General features: G+C 55.8%; 16 protein-coding genes and 1 CRISPR repeat array. Of the genes, 5 read left to right on the top strand and 11 right to left on the bottom strand.

What is annotated here, in order from left to right; all coding sequences use genetic code 11:
* The first annotated feature begins 1 nt into the window (after position 1).
* Entirely contained in the window at positions 2-1213 is a 1212-nt protein-coding gene (locus M1136_06305; protein ID MCL5075243.1) for an Nramp family divalent metal transporter, read from the top strand.
* 141 nt (positions 1214-1354) lie between these two features.
* Here the strand turns inward: M1136_06305 and M1136_06300 are convergent, their stop codons facing one another.
* The 10 genes from M1136_06300 to M1136_06255 form a co-directional block, all read right to left on the bottom strand.
* Positions 1355-2308 (bottom strand): acyl-CoA dehydratase activase, encoded by a 954-nt coding sequence (locus tag M1136_06300; protein MCL5075242.1) that lies wholly within the window; start codon positions 2306-2308, stop codon positions 1355-1357.
* Positions 2309-2314: 6 nt separating this feature from the next.
* A complete protein-coding gene (locus M1136_06295; GenBank protein ID MCL5075241.1) occupies positions 2315-3448 on the bottom strand; it encodes a CoA protein activase in 1134 nt (377 codons plus the stop codon).
* Positions 3449-3450: 2 nt separating this feature from the next.
* Positions 3451-4470, bottom strand: coding sequence for an acyl-CoA dehydratase activase-related protein (locus M1136_06290; GenBank protein ID MCL5075240.1), 1020 nt, complete (start codon positions 4468-4470; stop codon positions 3451-3453).
* Entirely contained in the window at positions 4467-5666 is a 1200-nt protein-coding gene (locus M1136_06285; GenBank protein ID MCL5075239.1) for a M20 family metallopeptidase, read from the bottom strand. The genes M1136_06290 and M1136_06285 overlap by 4 nt, the downstream gene beginning before the upstream one ends.
* A gap of 28 nt (positions 5667-5694) precedes the next feature.
* Positions 5695-6060 carry a hypothetical protein gene (locus M1136_06280; protein ID MCL5075238.1) on the bottom strand — a complete coding sequence of 122 codons (366 nt, stop codon included), beginning with the start codon at positions 6058-6060 and terminating at the stop codon, positions 5695-5697.
* A 286-nt stretch (positions 6061-6346) separates the two neighbouring features.
* Positions 6347-6835, bottom strand: coding sequence for a GIY-YIG nuclease family protein (locus M1136_06275; protein MCL5075237.1), 489 nt, complete (start codon positions 6833-6835; stop codon positions 6347-6349).
* A complete protein-coding gene (locus M1136_06270; GenBank protein MCL5075236.1) occupies positions 6813-7094 on the bottom strand; it encodes a 4Fe-4S dicluster domain-containing protein in 282 nt (93 codons plus the stop codon). The genes M1136_06275 and M1136_06270 overlap by 23 nt, the downstream gene beginning before the upstream one ends.
* A 20-nt stretch (positions 7095-7114) precedes the next feature.
* Positions 7115-8413, bottom strand: coding sequence for an FAD-dependent oxidoreductase (locus M1136_06265; protein ID MCL5075235.1), 1299 nt, complete (start codon positions 8411-8413; stop codon positions 7115-7117).
* 61 nt (positions 8414-8474) lie between these two features.
* A complete protein-coding gene (locus M1136_06260; protein MCL5075234.1) occupies positions 8475-9749 on the bottom strand; it encodes an electron transfer flavoprotein subunit alpha in 1275 nt (424 codons plus the stop codon).
* A gap of 16 nt (positions 9750-9765) precedes the next feature.
* On the bottom strand, positions 9766-10599 hold the full coding sequence (locus tag M1136_06255) for an electron transfer flavoprotein subunit beta/FixA family protein (GenBank protein ID MCL5075233.1): 834 nt from the start codon (positions 10597-10599) through the stop codon (positions 9766-9768).
* 243 nt (positions 10600-10842) lie between these two features.
* On the opposite strand from M1136_06255, the gene M1136_06250 reads away from it, so the two are divergent.
* The 4 genes from M1136_06250 to aroQ are packed head-to-tail and all read left to right on the top strand — an operon-like array spanning position 10843 to position 13745.
* Positions 10843-11628 carry an enoyl-CoA hydratase-related protein gene (locus M1136_06250; protein MCL5075232.1) on the top strand — a complete coding sequence of 262 codons (786 nt, stop codon included), beginning with the start codon at positions 10843-10845 and terminating at the stop codon, positions 11626-11628.
* Positions 11629-11660: 32 nt separating this feature from the next.
* Positions 11661-12233, top strand: a complete 573-nt coding sequence (locus M1136_06245; GenBank protein ID MCL5075231.1) for a shikimate kinase — start codon at positions 11661-11663, stop codon at positions 12231-12233.
* Complete coding sequence (gene aroB, locus M1136_06240; protein MCL5075230.1) at positions 12230-13309, top strand: 3-dehydroquinate synthase; 1080 nt, start codon at positions 12230-12232, stop codon at positions 13307-13309. The genes M1136_06245 and aroB overlap by 4 nt, the downstream gene beginning before the upstream one ends.
* Complete coding sequence (aroQ, locus tag M1136_06235) at positions 13302-13745, top strand: type II 3-dehydroquinate dehydratase (GenBank protein MCL5075229.1); 444 nt, start codon at positions 13302-13304, stop codon at positions 13743-13745. The genes aroB and aroQ overlap by 8 nt, the downstream gene beginning before the upstream one ends.
* Before the next feature lie 272 nt (positions 13746-14017).
* Here the strand turns inward: aroQ and M1136_06230 are convergent, their stop codons facing one another.
* Positions 14018-14533, bottom strand: a complete 516-nt coding sequence (locus M1136_06230) for a ribonuclease H-like domain-containing protein (GenBank protein MCL5075228.1) — start codon at positions 14531-14533, stop codon at positions 14018-14020.
* Positions 14534-14565: 32 nt separating this feature from the next.
* A CRISPR array of direct repeats spans positions 14566-16121; the repeat unit is 29 nt; unit sequence CGGTTCACCCCCACATGCGTGGGGAATAC.
* Between the last annotated feature and the right edge of the window lie 10 nt (positions 16122-16131).

The raw sequence follows: 16131 nt of genomic DNA, 5'->3' as shown, positions 1-16131 counted from the left end.
TATGGCCATCCTGGGACCCGGGCTCATCGCCGCCTGTGCCGATAACGATGCGGGCGGAATCAGCACTTACTCGATCGCCGGGGCGTATTATGGCTATAGCCTTCTCTGGGTGCTTTTCGTCATCACCCTCAGCCTGGCCTTCACCCAGGAGATCGGCGCCCGTACCGGGGCAGTGACGGGGAAGGGATTGGCCGGGCTCATCCGCGAGGAGTTTGGGTTGAGGGCGACAGCTTTTGCCATGCTGACGTTGCTCATTGCCAACCTGGGCACTACTGTATCCGAGTTCGCTGGTATGGCGGCCAGCCTGGAGCTATTCGGCGTTTCCAAGTATATCGCCGTTCCAACGCTAGCCATCATCGTTTGGCTCCTGGTGACCCGGGGCTCCTACAAAGGGGTGGAGCGCATCTTCCTCGGCTTCTCCATTCTCTATGTAACCTATATCATCTCGGGGATCATGGTCAAGCCGCCATGGGGAGAGGTAATCCGCCAGACCTTCGTTCCATCTTTTCGTCTGGAGGGTGGTTATCTGCTGGCCTTTATTGCCCTAGTGGGAACGACGATCACCCCCTGGGGACAGTTCTTCATTCAATCCTACGTGGTGGATAAGGGCCTCGGTATTAGGGAGTACAAATACACACGGCTTGAGGTGTTCCTCGGCGCTTTTATCACCGATCTCGTCTCTTTCTTTATCCTCGTCTGTACGGCCGCTACTCTCTACGTGAGGGGGATCGGTGTTCAGACAGCAGCTGACGCGGCTCTCGCCCTAGAGCCATTAGCCGGCCGCTTTGCCGAGGGACTGTTCGCCCTTGGGTTGCTCAACGCCTCGCTTCTGGGAGCGGCCATCTTGCCTTTGGCTACAGCCTACGCCATCTGCGAGGCCTTCGGTTGGGAGGCCGGTGTCAGTCGCTCGTTCCGGGAAGCGCCCCTCTTCAATGGGCTCTTCACGTTCACCCTAGGCTTTGGGGCCGCCGTGGCCCTAGTGCCGGGTCTGCCACTGATGTGGGTGATGTTGGTCGCCCAGGACGTTAACGGCATCTTGTTGCCTGTAATCCTCTTCTATGCCTTAAGGATAGCTAGTAACAAGCGCATAATGGGCCGTTATGCGAATGGTCCCGTTTTTAATCTCATCGCCTGGGGAACAGCCATCGGCCTCATCATCCTTACCGTTTTACTCCTCTTTTCCCCGCTCCTGAGCCCCTTTTTACCCGCTTGAAGCTGGAAGGAAGAGTGTCCTATTCGTTCAGGGTATAAAAACCACCCGTCAGCCCCAACCCCAGGGTGAGCGACACCCCTACAAATCTTACCAGAGCGGTCTTTCCTCCGGACATACCCTTATTCAATGGGCTGGCAATCCTTAGGTGTCCCACATGCCACAGCGTCCACCCCAGCGGGCGACCACCTCTCGATTCATCTTGATCTGCACGATCTCACAGACGTTGGAGCAGGCCTTGCAATCGAAGGATGAAGTCGTATACTCCACCTCACTAATGCCAAAACCCTTAAACTTGGTGACGCGTCCATCGAGGGACATGTGCTCATGGGCCAGGATGGCCGCCCCGATCGCCCCTATGACGTGGTGGTGGGGTGGCACCTGAATCTGGGTCTTTAACGCCTCTTCGAAGGCCCGCACGATGCCCACGTTGGCAGCCACGCCACCCTGGAAGACAACGGGGGGCAAGATCTCCTTACCTAAGCCAAGGTTGTTCAGATAGTTACGGGCCATCGCCTCACACAAGCCATAGAGGATATCCTCGATACGATGTCCCATCTGCTGTTTATGAATCATATCCGATTCGGCGAATACGGTACAGCGTCCGGCGATGCGCACCGGTGTCTTAGACTTCAGCGAGAGCGGACCAAAATCCTCGATCCTCATGTTCAGGCGGGCAGCCTGTTGATCTAGAAAGGCCCCCGTGCCGGCCGCACAAACGGTATTCATAGCGAAATCGACCACGATGCCACCGCGCAGAATGATAAATTTGGAGTCTTGTCCCCCAATCTCGATGACTGTTTGGACATCCGGCACGTAGTGGGCAGCCCCTACAGCGTGCGCTGTGATCTCATTTTTGACTACATCTGCTCCCACTACTACCCCAGCCAACATGCGCCCACTACCTGTAGTGCCTATCCCCTTAATTAGAGCCTCAGAGGGCAAATGTGCGGCTACATCGCGCAGTCCCTCCTGGATGACGGCAATGGGCTTACCCTGAGTACGCATATAATTGCTGTAGAGCAGCTCATTCTGCTCATTCAGGACGGCGAATTTCGTCGTCACCGAGCCGACATCGATGCCTACATATACTTCCATATCGTATCACCTTCCTTTGCGTGATTGGGCCAGATTTAAGCCCCTGCCCTGATGAAGAGGAGCCCGACGGCGACGGCGCATTAGATCGACAAAGGCCTCCAGGCGTGTCACCAGACCGGCCCGGCCCATCTGCTCATCACAGGTTATTGTTAAAACAGGGATGTCGCTTTGGCGGCTGACAGTGGGTAGGATATTCTGAGCGATGATCTCCGGCATGCAGGTGAAGGGGGCTAGATGGACCATCCCATCGAAGCCATGGGTGGCGTAGAGGACCGTCTCGCCCACTGATTCCCAGCCATCACCGCCCACATCCCGCTTCAGGTAGGGGTTAGCTGCCCGAAAGATCTCCCGTTTGGGGCTGAGTCCGAGGGCACTGAGAAAGAGAGAGATCTTCGTCCACTCGCTCACGAACATCGTCCGGGCCACCTCAACCCCTAACTTACCCAATTCTATCTCCACATCCCCATTAGAGAACGGTTCCAGAACGACATAGAACTCACCGATGATGCCGACACGGAGGGGTTGTTCATCCTCGGCTATGGGAATGGAACCTAATTTTTCGATATAATCTGTCTTTGTTTGGTGTAGGGTACGGCTGTCAGCGGCCACGTCAATCGCCCTGATGGCCTCCTGCCATACCTTAGTGGCCGTACCCTTGACCAACTCCCGGGCCCGCACGCAGTGGATGATCCGTTCTAGATCGTCGAGAACAGCAATCTTGGCCAGGGCGAAGCGCACGGCCGCGATGACCTTTGGCCAGGGGGCATCGTTGGCCAGCCAGCGGATCTTCTTCGCTATCCCCGTGATGCGGCCACCCTCGAATGGCTGGGTATCTACCACCTGGAATTGAAAACCGAGCTCACGTAGAACTTCGGCCTGCAATTTAGCATAGTAACCGAAACGACATAGCCCGGGACCGGCCGCCATCAGCAGGGTATCAGCCCCCAATTCCAGTCCCTCGATATAATTACCGAGGGTGAGCTTAAAGGGCACGCAAACGAACTCCGGCGAATGGCGTGCCCCCAGGCTGAGCGTTCGCCGACTACACGGTGGGGGAATGACAAAGTCAATATTCAGTGCGCGGAACAGAGCGCTGAAAGCGACATAGATATTGCCCATATGGGGAAGTGTTACCTTCAAAGCTACGCTCCTCTTTTCGCCAGTCTGCTGCCCCTTCTCCGCAACATGTCCAGGAAGGCTTCCAGACGGGTGATGAGACCAGCCTCGCCAGTGTGCTCATCGATGGTTAAAATCATCAACGGTTTGTTCTTCCGTGTCTTAGCGGCACGCTGGATTACATCGATCATCAGCGAATCAGGACCGCAGCCGAAGCAAACAACGCCGAGGATACCATCCACATCTTCATCCAGGTAATAGCCGGCTGCTCCCACCACCTCATCCTCGTAGGTCCAATAAGGTTTACCCACCAGTTTAGCTGTACCGGCATCGAGACCGCCAGCTGTCACCATTTCGGATGTGACTATCTCCACTTCCATGCCCTTTAACCGCTCTATCAGCTGATGGTTAATATATCCATCGTAAATATTGTAGGGGTGCCCGATCACAGCTATTTTCAGATCGCTGTTCTCAGATGGCCACAGAGGACGGCGTCCCTGCCGCTTCTCCCCCGAAATAGAGTCATCTAGCCCTAACTTTTGCAGCGCCTCCGGCGGAGTCAAGCCAGACTGCGTAGTCTGTTTATACAGCTCGTCCATAGCCAGGGCTCGGCGTATAGCCCTATCGATTTTAAAGGGATTGTGGGTGAAGTGCCTGCCCAGCCAGTGGATCTGATTGCGAACCGCCTTCTCCCCCTTGTTGATATCGATATCGATATCAAGGATAGGTGGACATTCCTTGATAGTACCGCGCACCAGATCAGGCAAGCCGAGGAACTTGGAACAATTGTAGACGTTGCGCTCGATGCTGCGTATACTTGGGATGAAAAGGTAATCGACCTTGTCCACAAGGGTCAGCACATGCCCGCAATAGACCTTCGTGGGCAGACACGTTTCCGCTACCACCCGTGCAGACCCAGCCGCCAGTACAGCCCTCGTCGTAGGAACGGAGACGACCACCTCAGCCCCCAACTCCTCGAAGAAGGTCCGCCACATCGGATAGTATTGATAGTAGAGCAAAGCGCGTGGTAGGCCGACCTTCGTCATTGTTGTCCCTTGGCAACGCCCGGCCTCGCCTGAAATTCGGCCTTGATGCTGGTCAACAACTCTGCATCGGTAAAAATATCGATAGCCGTCATGGCCATGGCCTTAGCTGAGAGGAGCAGGGCCTGTTGCCCCTCTTCTGAAATAGCCGCAACAGCGAACTCCGGGGAGTGTACAGCGACCTCCTCCGATGCTATAGCGATATGAGGGTGTATGCTGGGCACAATCTGGCTGACATTACCCATATCGGTTGAACCGTAGCCTCTCTCAGGATCAAAAGGCTGAATGGCTACCCCCAGAGTCTCCAGATTAGCCGCAAAGGCGGCCGCCAGAGCCTGGTTGGTGCGCATCGGCTCGTAGCGCGGCTCGAGTAGGCGATATTCTAACCGTGCCCCAGTGGCTTCAGCCGCTGCCCGAAAACAGGCCAACACCCTCTCCACCAGACTTTCCAAGTATTCACCGTCCTTAGCCCGAATCATGAAGCGACCGGCCGTATGGGAGGGGATGATATTGGGCGCCTCCCCACCCTTAGTGATAATGCCATGAATACGGGCATCAGGGCGAATGTGCTGACGCAGGGCATTGATGTTGTTATAGCTGAGTACCAGCGCGTCTAAAGCATTGATGCCCCTCTCCGGCGCGGCGGCCGCATGACTGGCTTTACCAAAGAACTGGACATCCACGCTGACAGCCCCCAGGGCTTCAGCGATTACCGTAGTTCTGGTGTCAGGGTGAACGAGCATACAGGCATCAAGGCCATCCAAGGCACCACGCCTACTGAGCAAGATCTTGCCGCCACCGCCCTCCTCAGCAGGGGTACCTAAGACAACGATGGTGCCGGGTAGGTCGTCCATAACCTGGCGCAGGGCGGCTGCCGCCCCAACACTGGCTACACCGATAATGTTATGTCCACAGGCATGACCCAGCTCGGCTAGAGCATCATATTCAGCCAGGAAAGCCACGCGTGGACCCTCCTTCTGTCCTTGATAAGCGGCTCGAAAGGCCGTCGGCAGTTCAGACAGACCTCGCTCCACGGTGAAGCCAAGCTCTTCCAGCCAATCGGTCAGAAGACGCATAGCCTGAAACTCCTGAAAACCGAGCTCCGGATTGGCGTGGATAGTTGTGCTGAGGCGCACAAGGTCCTCTCGACGGCGGTCGATCTCCTCACCGACGATTCGCTTCAATGCGGCAACATCCATCTTCTTCTCCGGCAAAGGAATAATCCCTTTATTTTCGTGTTAGAGTAAACCATTCGGCCAGGCAAAGAGTGCCGGCCAAGAGCAGTCCGCTGGGCAACGCTAAGGCCCTCGTCATCTGGAGCAAGGCCGCTATCAGCAGGAACGTCGCCAAAAGGGCTCCTTGCTGCATGGAACGCGCCACATTGCCCCGATAGAGCTTCAAGGAAAAGAGGCGGAAGCTGAGCAAATAAGCCACCAACCCCAGCATCCCAAATAGGGCGATGAAGAAAAAGGTGAAGAAAAGAAGGCGACTGGCCAGGGCATCGGGTGTCGTGTAGAAGATGATATAGCCCAAACCAAGCCAGCCTCCGCCCAGGAGGACGATCAACAGTCTGAGCCCGGCCCTTTCCGACATCTTAACCTCTACCTTTGATTATAACGTAAAGTGGCTAACCTTACCATGTATTTCCCTCATCCCCCCTGCCCCCCAGAAGGGAAGCGTCCCTTCTGGACTACCGCCATTCCCTATGGGGGAAGGGGGAAAGAGATTAAGGGCAGAGCCCGTAACCCTGTAGGGGCGTGGTCTCCACGCCCTTTGTACTCCGGCGGAAGAAGGGGACATAAAATTGGGGACACCCCAAACCCCTGCCTGCCGTAGGCGCAGACAGGCGGAGGAGTAAAGTCCCTCCGCACGCCCCATTTTATAGGGTGCACATTTCCCAACGCTGAAGGCAGGGGCTATCAGGACGTTCACGCTGTAAGGTCTCAGCTATAGTGATTAAGGAAGGAGGGCTAGAAAAATAGACCAGATGGCTGGGACAGCGACAGTCAGAGGAGCCAAACCCTGGCACCGCTATGCTTGCGCCAGATAAACGGCACAGAAGACGGCTACAGATACACTCCAAACGCTCCGGAGAGGACACTACCCAGACCTCGTCTAAGGTGACCCAGGGCAGCAGGTAATCGATGTGCCAGTGCGGTTTCTTGGAGAGACGGCGGTGACGTTCTAGCCGCGAGGTAAGCCCAGCTAGAGCACTGCCACTGTAAACATAATATCCTGGCTCAAAACGAAAGCGCCCTAAGCGGCCGATGGTTAGCTGTCTCTCTTCACCCAAGTGAAGCAGCAGGTTGTAGGTGCCCTTGAGTCGTGCGGCTGTTCGAGGAGGACTAACCAAATTTATATTGGACACCGAAGCCGCCCCTTGGGTACCGCCAATCAATATTGCTGAAGGGACAGCCGATGCGACACGCCCCACACTCCAGGCAGCCTTCGAAGGCCACCGTTATTTTATCTTCCTCCCACTTGTAGACCTGGGCGGGACAGAAGTGGGTGCAAGGTCTATTTTGCGCTACACAGGTCGTACGGCATTTCTCTTGATCAATGATGATGAGATGGGATTGCTCATCTGGCTTAAAGCGATCCAGATAGAGTTTATCCTCTATCTTCATCCTGGGCTTCTGTTCGACTATCATGCGAAGGCCCTCCATGCGTTATAGGCATCTTTAGCCAGCTGCCACAAGGACCTGTGGCGGCGTACGTTCCTTATAATCGCTTTCTGTTTTTGTTTCTTAGGAACGCTATCAACCAGGGTCAGCTCATGGGCAGCCTCATTCAGCAGCTGGGGGTAAAGGGAAAGAAAATGTGGATTAGATTCCATAAATTCGGTGGCAGACTCGTACTGCTTCAGATCCTTCAGCACGAAGCTCTCCTGCAATAGGCGCTGGTAGAAAGAGAGACTTTGCGCTGAGAAATCACCCCTTTCCTTCGCCCGCAGGATCGCCTCAGCGGCCAGACGCCCCGAAGTCATCGCCAAGTTTGAGCCCTCTCGAAAGAGGCTGTTGACCAGCTGCGCCGCATCGCCGACGACGAGCAGTCCATCGGTGTAGAGCTTTGGGATGGCCTTGTAGCCGCCCTCCGGAATGAGGTGGGCCATGTACTCCTTTGGCTCCCCACCGGCGATCAGGCGCTGCACCAGCGGATGGGACTTCATCTCTTCGATAAGGTCATAGGGAGAGATTTCTCTCTTGACGAAATCGGAGAGCATAACCCCGACTCCAAGGGAGAGCGACTCCTTGTTAGCGTAAATGAAGCCGTTGCCAGTCATGCCCTTGGTCGCCTGGCCATAGAGCTCGATCGTCGCCCCTTCATCGCCCTCCAGACTGAAGCGATCCTCGATCTTCTCCTTGGGCAGGGCAATAATCTCCTTTACCGTCAAGGAGACCTGCTGCGGTGACAGTTCGGTGTGCAGGCCAGCCTTCTTGGCCAGGAGCGAGTTGACCCCATCAGCGGCCACAACGACATCGGCGTAAAGATCCCCCTCGGCTCGCCCGGTGCGCACTCCCACCACTTTACCATTCTGCCAAATGACGTCTTCGACGACCGTCTCGGTGATCAGCAAGGCGCCAGCTTCCGTGGCTTTGTTGGCCAGCCAGGAATCGAACTTCGCCCGCAAGACGGTGAAGGCGTTGTATGGTTCCTGGGCGAAACGCTGGCTACGATAACTGAAGATCACAGCCGAATCCTCAGTCATGATCCACCGCTGCTGTTCGACGACCTGGCGCTCCAAGGGCGCCTCTTTCCAGAACTGAGGGATGAGCGCCTCCGTTGGCTGGCGGTAGAGCACCCCTCCCATCACGTTCTTACTCCCGGGGTAATCGCCACGCTCAAAGACGACCACCTGTAAGCCAGCCTTAGCCAGAGCGTAGGCCGCAGCAATTCCAGATGGCCCGGCGCCCACCACGATTACATCAAATTTCTCCTCTTCCACTTATCCCTCCATGCCGATTTGGAATCAATCCTCAACACCTGTAGCAATGCTTTCGGTGTCCTTACTCTGCCTTTTTGCTTCCGGACCCGCCATTCAACCTAGCTCGCGCCTCGGCCGCTAAGGCTGGCACAACCTTGAAGAGGTCGCCGACGATGCCGTAGGTGGCCACCTTGAAGATAGGCGCATTCGGGTCTTTGTTTATGGCCACGATGACATCCGAGGTCTGCATGCCGACCAGGTGCTGGATAGCTCCGGAGATGCCCACGGCCACGTAGAGCTTCGGGCGAACAGTCTGTCCCGTCTGCCCCACCTGATGATCGTGTGAAATCCACCCAGCGTCAACCGCAGCTCTTGAGGCCCCCACCACTCCACCCAAGGCGTCGGCCAGTTCCTCAATCAAGGCAAAATTCTTAGGGCTACCCAGTCCACGTCCTCCAGAGACGATGACCTCCGCATCTGCCAGGTGGACAGCGTCTTTTTCGTCCCGGGCGAAATCGACTATCTTAGAGACCACCTGCTCTTCCATGAGATTCAAAGGCTCTCGAATGATCTGCCCCTGCCGGGAGGAATCCCTCTGAGGCATGCGCATAACCCTCGGCCGGACGGTGGCCATCTGAGGACGATGCTGGGCCGTAAGGATGGTGGCCATAATATTGCCCCCGAAGGCCGGTCGGGTTTGCATCAGGAGCCTCGTCTCTGGGTCGATCTCTAGCCCAGTACAGTCAGCCGTCAATCCAGTGCCCAGCTCGGTAGCCACAGCACCAGCCAGGTCGCGTCCCAGGCTTGTCGCCCCCAGAAGGACGATCTCCGGTTTATGACGCTTAACGAGCGATACCAGGGCATGGGCATACGGTTGTGTTCGGTAGTGATGCAACACAGGATCATCGACCAGATAGACCAGGTCTGCCCTATAAGCGAAGGTCTCATTGGCCATCCTGGTCACATCGTGCCCAAGGATCACGCCAGCCAGTCCAACCCCCAGTTGATCGGCCAGTTTTCGTCCCTCACCCAGCAGCTCCCAGCCTACCCGCGCAGCCTTGCCCTCCATTTGTTCGATGAAGACCCAGACGCCTTTGTATGCGTCCAATGGAGAGGGGGCCCCCTCTTCTACCACCTCTACCCTTTCCCGCCGCTCTTTCTTAGGCGGGCGTTCAAGATAGAGGGCATCAGCGGGACAGACCTTCAGGCACAGCCCGCAGGCGGTACACAGCTCTTCCTTAAGCACGGCGATGCCCTCCTCGAGAGAGAGGGCATCAAAACGGCAGGCGTCTATACATAACCCACAGCCAATGCATTTGGCCTTAATAACTTCGACAGGTTTCCTCTTTGCCCTCAATATTACTCCTCCTGCTTTAAGCGGCTTCCTCTGTAGCCGGTAGGCCGATGATCTTACGCTTGAGCAGATCGCTCACCAGCGTGGCCGCCGTCTTCTCGGGGTCGTCACCTGGTATTATCTCCGCTGGGCCCTCCCTGGCCGGTGGGGCAAAGATACGCCTAACGGCAGTTGGCGAACCCTTCAATCCACATTGGTTAAGATCCAGTTCCAAGGAATCCTTTGTCCAGATGAGAGGTTCATAGCGCATCGCCCTGAGCAGTCCGCGCAACGAGGCATACCGTATCTCGTTGGCCTCCTTAACTATCGTCAGAAGAGCAGGTAGCTTCGTCTTGACAATCTCCCTCCCTCCTTCCATGAGGCGCTGTGCCTGAATCTCCCTCTTAGCAAAGTCGATCCAGTCGATCTTCAAGACGTAGGTGAGCTGGGATAGTCCGAGCCGAGTGGCGATACCCGGCCCAACCTGGGCCGTATCCCCATCTATAGCCTGCTTGCCACAGAAGACGATGCCTACCTCTTCCTCTTCGCCAACGCGCTTAATCGCCTGGGATAGGATGTAAGAGGTGGACAGAGTGTCAGAGCCGGCGAAGGCTCGGTCAGTGAGGAGAATACCGACGTCAACCCCAAGGGAGACAACCTTCCGGATCGCCTCTTTAGCCTGGGGGGGACCCATCGAGATGGCCGTAACTTTGCCACCAAACCTATCCTTCAGTCTCAGGGCCTCCTCAACAGCGTGCATATCGTAGGGGTTGACAATGGATGGTACCCCCTCACGTCGCAGCGTGTTAGTGACTGGATCAATCCTCACCTCAGTTGTGTCCGGAACCTGTTTTATACATACTACGGCATGCATCTCTTCCTCTCTTACCTTTGTGGGTGGTCATATGGCCACCATTTTATAGCATAGTGCCACGTTCGTAGTCAATCTTGAAGGGAATGTTTGGATAGACAACTTGGGGGAGCCATCTGGACGAGCACACTACCTTTAAACTGTTCCTGTTATGTGTTATCATACCCCTGGCTGTCAGTCTGATCCCCTTTCCTGATCGAACACCCTGGATAAAATTTAGCCATCCCATTGTAAGGAGAAACAGCGATGCCCTACGAGAATATCCTTATCGAGCGTGAAGAGAACATCGCCGTGATCACCATCAATCGCCCCCAGGTGCTCAACACCCTGAATAGCGCCACTCTCGCTGAAATGATGCAGGCCCTCGCTGAACTGGAATCTGTTGAGGACATTCGAGCCATAGTCATAACGGGAGCAGGTGAAAAGGCTTTTGTTGCCGGAGCAGACATCAACGAACTGCGGGCCATACCCTCGGCCTCGGCAGGGGAAGCAAAATCCAGAGAGGGACACCTGGTCCTCTTCAAGATCGAGCACCTCAGCAAGCCGGTGATCATGGCTCTGAACGGCTACACCCTGGGCGGTGGTTGTGAACTGGCCATGGCCGGTGACATCCGCATAGCCGCTGATACGGCCAAGTTTGGCCAACCGGAGATCAATCTGGGCATCATCCCGGGCTGGGGTGGCACGCAGCGGTTGCCTCGCCTCGTCGGCCTGGGAAAGGCTAAGTTGTTGATCCTCAGCGGTGAGATCATCGATGCTCAGGAGGCATTACGCATTGGGCTTGTAGATAAGGTGGTGCCCGCAGCAGAGTTATTGGCGACAGCGAAAAGCATCGCTAAGACCATCGCCAGCAAGGCTCCCCTGGCCGTGGCCTTGGCCAAGAGAACGATCAACACTGGCTTGGAGATGGATCTCGAACGTGGCTGTGCCTTTGAAGCCGCACAGTTCGGCCTCGTCTGTGCTACGGAGGACCGTCTGGAGGGGATGAGCGCTTTCCTCGAAAAACGTCGTCCGACCTTTAAAGGGCGTTAAGGATACGCTACAATGACCTTGGTGAAAATCGTATGGAAAATACAAAAGGCGAAACAGCCAGCCCCGAGAGGCTGGTTTCAGGACGCAAGAACGTGGTCATCACCGGTTTTATGGGAACGGGGAAGACCACCATAGGACTGCGTGTCGCGCGACAGTTGCAGATGCATTTCGTCGATATGGACTTCCTGATCGAACAACGTTCAGGCATGAGCATCCCCGAGATATTTGCGCGCTACGGCGAGCCCACTTTTCGCGAAAAGGAGAAGCAGATGGCGCGGGAACTGGCTCAACGAACGGATACCGTCATCGCCACCGGTGGTGGGACGCTACTCTTCCAGGAGAACCGCGAGGCCCTTTCCCAAAATGGGATCATCATCTGTCTCACCTGTAGCCCGGAGGAGGTTGCCCGCCGCTTAGAGGACATGGAGGATCGTCCCCTCCTTCGTGGCGACAAGATGGCCCGCATAAAGGCCCTCTTAAAGGAGCGATCACCTCTCTATAAACAATTCCCCCTTCAGATTGATACCACCGGCTGCAGCATTGATGAGGTAGCCACGCAGGTGATTCGTGCTTATAAGGAAGCGACCGAGGGTGAGACAAAGTGACCGTTTTTGATGTCGACCTGCCCCAAGGTGGCTATAAGGTCTATGTGGGGAAGGGATTGCTTGCCCAACTAGGAGAGCTCCTCCACCAGCATCAGCTGGGCAAGAATGTGGCCATAATCACTAACCCAATCGTCGCTTCCCTGTATAGGACAAACGTAGAACAGAGCCTTCGCCAGGCAGGATTCCATCCCAATTTCTGCGAGGTTCCTGATGGTGAGAAGCATAAAAACCTGACTACGACCACCCAGCTCTACGACCGTTTCCTCGCCCTCCGCCTGGACCGGACGGCCACTGCCCTGGCCTTAGGCGGGGGTGTCATCGGGGATCTGGCCGGCTTCGTTGCCGCTACCTATATGCGTGGCCTCCCGTTCGTCCAGGTACCGACAACCTTATTGGCTCAGGTAGACGCCAGCATCGGTGGTAAGGTAGCCATCGATTATGGAGGGTCCAAGAACATTATCGGCGCCTTCTATCAACCAAGGCTGGTCGTAACCGATCCCAACGTATTGCAGACTCTGCCACCCCAGGAATGGCGCTGCGGTATGGCCGAGGTGATCAAATCAGCTGTTATACAATCTTCCGCCCTCTTTGAGCACCTGGAGAGGCAAGGACATGAACCTCTGGAAGACGTGATCAGGGAAACAGTAGCCATTAAGGTGAAGGTGGTCACAACCGACCCCTTTGAGAGGGACCTGCGGGCCATCCTTAACTTTGGACACACCATCGGCCATGCTCTGGAGACAGCAACCAGCTTTCGCTTGCGGCATGGTGAGGCAGTGAGCATCGGGATGGTCGCCGCCGCTCAGATAGCCCAGGAGATGCATCTGTGTCCACCCGATGTAGAGGGGCGCCTGCGCCGTCTACTGCTCCAATTCGACCTACCCGTAAGTATCAGCGTCGATCCCCACACGGTATGGGAGGCCATGGCCGTTGACAAGAAAAGACGAGAGGGCAAGTTACGTTTCATCTTGCCGAAACGTATCGGCGAGGTCGTTATCACAGATGATGTACCGGAAGACATCATTCAACGCTGTCTACATAGGATAGCTCTCAAGGGGGGTAACAGCAGTGCCTAGGATAATCGTCATTCATGGGCCAAATCTCAACCTTCTGGGGAAACGCGAACCAAATATCTACGGTGGCCAGACCTTGGAGGAGATCGACGAAAGGCTGAATCGTTTTGCGCTGGAGAACGGTATCGAGCTGCGTTGCACCCAGTCTAACCATGAGGGGGAGCTGGTTGAGGCCATCCAAGCGGCGATGGATTGGGCAGAGGGCGTGGTGATCAACCCCGGCGCCTTCACCCACTATAGCTATGCTATTCGGGACGCCATCGCCGCCTCAGGTTTACCAACGGTAGAGGTGCATCTCTCAAACATTTTTGCCCGGGAGGAATTCCGCCACCACTCTGTAATTGCTCCCGTTTGCCTCGGCCAAATCAGTGGCTTTGGCTGGCAGAGCTACGAGCTGGGGCTGCGCGCTCTCCTCAACAAATTGAGACCTTCAGCCTAACTCAGCATCACTCCGGCGCCGAGAGTCGAATAGCAGAGGACCCAAAAGGGGAAGCCCCCAGGGGGAGGTTTAGAATGTGCCAGAAGTCGCTGTAAATAAAGTCGAAGGATCGCCTTGACCTCCTTTACTTTGAGTTTTTCACCGACCAAAGGCTACAGAGGTCAGCGGGTGCTATTCAATTAGCCTTTTTCCACTTAGTAGTGCAGAACCGTTTTTCGGGGTTCGTGCGATTCATCAAATGATGGAGATTGTACATTCCGCCAGAATATTGATCAGGGGGGACTTGGTTCACAATGCTGGCGGGCGGCATATAGCTTGTCTTTAAGCAACTTGAGGTTAAGTACATCCTCCTTGTTATATTGGAGCAAGACGGCTAGAGACTCTTGGTCCTGGTCGACCTTATACTTCCGCCACAGTCTCACCGCCTCCGCCCCATTGATGCCTTTCAGTTGCCTCTTTATTCCCAGAGCCGCCTCCGTAGCTTTGAATCCACCGTAGAAATCGTTCTTCCAGCAATCCAACATGAGGTCATGATGCTTACACAGCTTGTCTAGGTCTATGCCCAGTGAGACGGTGATAAAAGAGAGATCAAATTGAGTGCCATTATAGGTATATATCACCTGTACTCCCTGTAGCGCTTGGAGCAAGTTATGCTTGGTTATGCCTTCGCCAACCAACTGAATAAGTTTATAGTGGCTATCATCGGCGAGACACAAGCCGATTACAGTGATAGAATCTCGTATCGGGGATAGGCCTGTAGTCTCGATATCCAAGTAGGCTTCGAGCATCTACCATACCTCTTCACACCGGCGCTAGACCACGGTTCACCCCCACATGCGTGGGGAATACGACCTTGTAGCCCAGTATCTGGGCCAGATTGTACGGTTCACCCCCACATGCGTGGGGAATACGGCTCCGCTTGGGGCGTGCGGGCGCTCCTGCTGCGGTTCACCCCCACATGCGTGGGGAATACAGCACCTGCCACTCGGAGCCTGCAAGATGGAGCGGTTCACCCCCACATGCGTGGGGAATACGTCGGGCCAGCATGCTCCCCTTGAGCCTGAAGCGGTTCACCCCCACATGCGTGGGGAATACCGGGGTAGATGCTTCCAGTTCACGGAGGATATCGGTTCACCCCCACATGCGTGGGGAATACCCAACCTGGGCAGCATCTTCTGTTTATCCTCGCGGTTCACCCCCACATGCGTGGGGAATACCCGCTGGGCCTGGGTGAGCTCAGCCAAGTCGACGGTTCACCCCCACATGCGTGGGGAATACGGTAATAATACCATCTGCCCAGGGAGGTATGTCGGTTCACCCCCACATGCGTGGGGAATACCTCCGGGGTGGCCTCTCCCCCGGGGAGATACACGGTTCACCCCCACATGCGTGGGGAATACGACCCGTTGGGACGGAGTGGTGAGCCAGACCACGGTTCACCCCCACATGCGTGGGGAATACGTGGCGCCATCAGCGATCAGGATCGCCATCGCTGGTTCACCCCCACATGCGTGGGGAATACGATGACACTTATGAACATACGATAGCGCTGTACGGTTCACCCCCACATGCGTGGGGAATACTCCGCTGGCCCGTCGCCAACTTCTCTTTCCAACGGTTCACCCCCACATGCGTGGGGAATACCAGTAACGTGATAGCGGCACCAGACACGATGTCGGTTCACCCCCACATGCGTGGGGAATACTCTCAGCTATAGCGCAGTTCCGTTCCTGGCTACGGTTCACCCCCACATGCGTGGGGACATACCTCCCTGGGCAGCATCTTCTGTTTATCCTCGCGGTTCACCCCCACATGCGTGGGGAATACACTCCCATGTATTATCAGTCATTAATACTGTGCGGTTCACCCCCACATGCGTGGGGAATACGTGATAGCCGGTTGATAGCCTGAGCGCAAATCCGGTTCACCCCCACATGCGTGGGGAATACTGCATCTGGGTAGGTGAGGCCTGGTGTAATCACGGTTCACCCCCACATGCGTGGGGAATACGCTATGAACAAGCCCTACCAGTGGGGATGCGACGGTTCACCCCCACATGCGTGGGGAATACTGGAGAGAATCTTCTGCTTGTCCTCACTCAAGCGGTTCACCCCCACATGCGTGGGGAATACAACGGGAGGTATAAACGCACCGCTGCCGAGAACGGTTCACCCCCACATGCGTGGGGAATACATTGCCTTGTTTAGCGTTAGCTGCAGCCAAGGCGGTTCACCCCCACATGCGTGGGGAATACGCTATGAACAAGCCCTACCAGTGGGGATGCGACGGTTCACCCCCACATGCGTGGGGAATACGATGACACTTATGAACATACGATAGCGCTGTACGGTTCACCCCCACATGCGTGGGGAATACTCCGCTGGCC

This window comes from Chloroflexota bacterium, from assembly GCA_023475225.1.
In the GTDB taxonomy this organism is placed as follows: Bacteria; Chloroflexota; UBA6077; order FW602-bin22; family JAMCVK01; genus JAMCVK01.
The sequence above is the reverse complement of the archived record's forward strand: the minus strand, read 5'-3'. Positions and strand labels throughout refer to the sequence as shown.

Coding starts and splice junctions, on each gene's coding strand:
- M1136_06305 (MCL5075243.1), top strand. CDS start 2: ATGGCCATCCTGGGACCCGGGCTCATCGCCGCCTGTGCCGATAACGAT.
- M1136_06300 (MCL5075242.1), bottom strand. CDS start 2,308: ATGGAAGTATATGTAGGCATCGATGTCGGCTCGGTGACGACGAAATTC.
- M1136_06290 (MCL5075240.1), bottom strand. CDS start 4,470: ATGACGAAGGTCGGCCTACCACGCGCTTTGCTCTACTATCAATACTAT.
- M1136_06285 (MCL5075239.1), bottom strand. CDS start 5,666: ATGGATGTTGCCGCATTGAAGCGAATCGTCGGTGAGGAGATCGACCGC.
- M1136_06280 (MCL5075238.1), bottom strand. CDS start 6,060: ATGTCGGAAAGGGCCGGGCTCAGACTGTTGATCGTCCTCCTGGGCGGA.
- M1136_06270 (MCL5075236.1), bottom strand. CDS start 7,094: ATGAAGATAGAGGATAAACTCTATCTGGATCGCTTTAAGCCAGATGAG.
- M1136_06255 (MCL5075233.1), bottom strand. CDS start 10,599: ATGCATGCCGTAGTATGTATAAAACAGGTTCCGGACACAACTGAGGTG.
- M1136_06250 (MCL5075232.1), top strand. CDS start 10,843: ATGCCCTACGAGAATATCCTTATCGAGCGTGAAGAGAACATCGCCGTG.
- M1136_06245 (MCL5075231.1), top strand. CDS start 11,661: ATGGAAAATACAAAAGGCGAAACAGCCAGCCCCGAGAGGCTGGTTTCA.
- M1136_06230 (MCL5075228.1), bottom strand. CDS start 14,533: ATGCTCGAAGCCTACTTGGATATCGAGACTACAGGCCTATCCCCGATA.